Genomic DNA, 2,553 nt, shown 5'->3' on the forward strand with positions numbered 1-2,553 from the left:
CGCAGGTGCGTCAAGATGACGCTGTCGCCGGGTTCCATGCGTCACAAGGTAGCACTCTGGGCATGGTCCGACGACGGACTGCGATGGGCCCCGGGTGGTGTGGCTCGCCGGTAGGGTTCAGCGCGTGAGCGAGCCCCTCGTGCAGACCTCGGCGTCGGATGCCGTGCGGTCACCGAGCCTGGATGCCGCCGCCGCGCTCTGATGCAGACCTCCCCGGGGGTCCACCCCGCGTGGGCCAGGGCACCGGTGTGGGTGCGGGTCCTCATCGCGAGCGTGCCTGCCCTGACCGTCGCACCTCCGCTCGTGTCGGCGTCGGGTCAGGTGCCCTTGTTCCGTGACGAAGCAGCCACGGTCCAGCTCGCGACCCTTGCCCTTCCCCAGCTGCTGAGCGCGACCGACCACGTCGACCGGATCCTGCTGCCCCACCTGTTGGTGATGAAGGGGTGGATCGCGATGGCTGGTGACAGTACGGTCGCTCTCCGGGTGCCATCGGTGCTGGCGACGGTCTGCCTCGTCGCCGTCGTCGCGGTGCTGGGCGGGCGGCTGGGCGGTCCGGTGGGAGGAGCCGTCGCGGGTCTGGTCGTGGGGGTCGCCCCACTCACCGGGACCATCGCGATCCTGGCCCGCCCGTACGCCCTCGTCTCACTGGTTGCGGTGCTCGCCCTGCTGGTCCTTCACCTCGCCCTCGAGCACGACGGGCCGAAGCCGTGGGTGATCCACGCCGTGCTCGTGGCCGCATCTCTGCTGCTCCAGCCGTTCGCCGTGCTCGCACTGCCTGCGCACGTCGCGCTCGCGGCCACCTCACGTACCCGGCGCCGCTGGCGACGACTCACCACGGCGTGGGCGGGTGCGGGGGGCCTGGCGCTCCTGATGGCCGTGAGCGCCAGGGGCCAGCAGGGGCAGGTCGGCTGGATCTCCGACATCGGTCCTCAGGCCATGGCGGAGATGGTTCTCGGGCTCCAGCACGAGTCGGCCGCGTGGCTCGGTGTCGTGGGTTTCCTCGTGGGCCTGGCCCTCGTCGTCGCGAGGCGGTGGGCACCGTGGTGGGGCGTCGGGACGGCGCTGGTGCTGGGGCCACCCCTTCTGCTGGGCCTCGTGAGCGCCCTCCTCCAGCCGGCCTTCTTCCCGCGATACCTGTTCCTCGTGCCGACGGGTGTCGCCCTCCTGGTCGGCGGGTTGGCCGGTGCGGCCGCCGACGTGGTCGCCGGCCGGGCGTCGGCCGCTCAGACAGGGCCACGTGGTTCCTGGCGGCGACCGGTCTCGGCCCTCCTCCTCGCCGCGGCAGTCGTCGCTGCGGGGCTGCTGCCCCTGCGCGTCGAGGTGCGCCCCGTCGGTGAGGGAGTCACCACGACGAAGTGGTCGGTCGATCCGCCCTCTGCTCTCGCCGAGGCCGTCGGTGAGGTGCTGGAGCCCGGCGACCTCCTCGTCATCGAGCAACGGCTCGGGTGGGGCGGGTACGCGGGTGTGCTGGCCCGCGCGTGGGGCGACGACGCGCTCGCGGCCGAGCTGGACCGTCGAGCCGTGAGCGGTGACCTCGCCGACATCACCCGGTCGATCACGTCCGTCGGCCCACCACGAACGAGTGATCCCGCGGTGGCAGCCAGTGGTTCCGCGGCCGTTCCGCCGACGGGAGAACCAGTGCGAGTCGTGCTGCTCTCGCTGCGCTCGACCGCAGCCGACCGCTTCCTCGAGGCCGTGGACGGGCAGTGCACGGCGGGGCCCCGAACCCGCGACAGGCGTCTGAGCGACACGCGGCTCTGGGTGGTGTCGTGCCAGAGCGCCCCGGCCGGCACTGCCCTGTCCGCGGTGGCTGACCACCCGTCCCGCTGAGAGTGCCCGCCGCCAGTAGGCTTCACGTCGTGAGCGACCCCCGTGAGCAGACCTCCATCACGTACGCCGGGGCAGGCGTCGACGTCGAGGCCGGTGACAAGGCCGTCGAGCTGATGAAGGCCAGCGTGCGCCGGGCCACCCGGCCCGAGGTGCTCGGAGGCCTCGGGGGCTTCGCGGGAATGTTCGATGCCAGCGCGATCGCCCGGATGGCACGCCCCGTGCTCGCCACGAGCACCGACGGCGTCGGCACCAAGGTCGCCATCGCGCAGGCCCTCGACCGGCACGACACCATCGGGTTCGACCTCGTCGGGATGGTCGTCGACGACATCGTCGTGTGCGGCGCCGAGCCGCTGTTCATGACCGACTACATCGCCTGCGGCAAGGTCGTGCCCGAGCGCATCGCGGCCATCGTGTCGGGCATCGCCCGCGCGTGCGAGCAGGCCGGCGTCGCCCTGGTCGGCGGCGAGACCGCCGAGCACCCCGGACTGCTCGGCGTCGACGAGTACGACGTGGCGGGTGCCGCCACCGGTGTCGTCGAGTACGCCGACGTCCTCGGCCCGCAGCGGGCCGCCCCCGGTGATGTCGTCCTCGGCCTCGCCAGCAGCGGCCTGCACTCCAACGGCTACTCCCTCGTGCGCCGGGTCATCGCCCACGCAGGCTGGGCCCTGGACCGGCACGTCGACGAGTTCGGGCGCACCCTGGGCGAAGAGCTCCTCGAGCCGA

The 2,553-nt window shown here is 72.7% G+C and carries 2 protein-coding genes; both read left to right on the plus strand.

Annotated features, from left to right (window positions below):
* Nucleotides 1-201: 201 nt before the first annotated feature.
* On the plus strand, nt 202-1,830 hold the full coding sequence (locus tag PLL68_RS13780) for a glycosyltransferase family 39 protein (protein WP_324535032.1): 1,629 nt from the start codon (nt 202-204) through the stop codon (nt 1,828-1,830).
* A gap of 29 nt (nt 1,831-1,859) precedes the next feature.
* A partial coding sequence (purM, locus tag PLL68_RS13785; RefSeq protein ID WP_324535034.1) for a phosphoribosylformylglycinamidine cyclo-ligase occupies nt 1,860-2,553 on the plus strand: 694 nt, incomplete at its 3' end.

It is taken from the genome of Ornithinibacter sp., assembly GCF_035443565.1.
Classification (GTDB): Bacteria; Actinomycetota; Actinomycetes; order Actinomycetales; family Dermatophilaceae; genus Fodinibacter.

Excerpts from the sequence above, each read along its gene's own strand:
- PLL68_RS13780 (WP_324535032.1), top strand. The coding sequence starts at position 202 with ATGCAGACCTCCCCGGGGGTCCACCCCGCGTGGGCCAGGGCACCGGTG.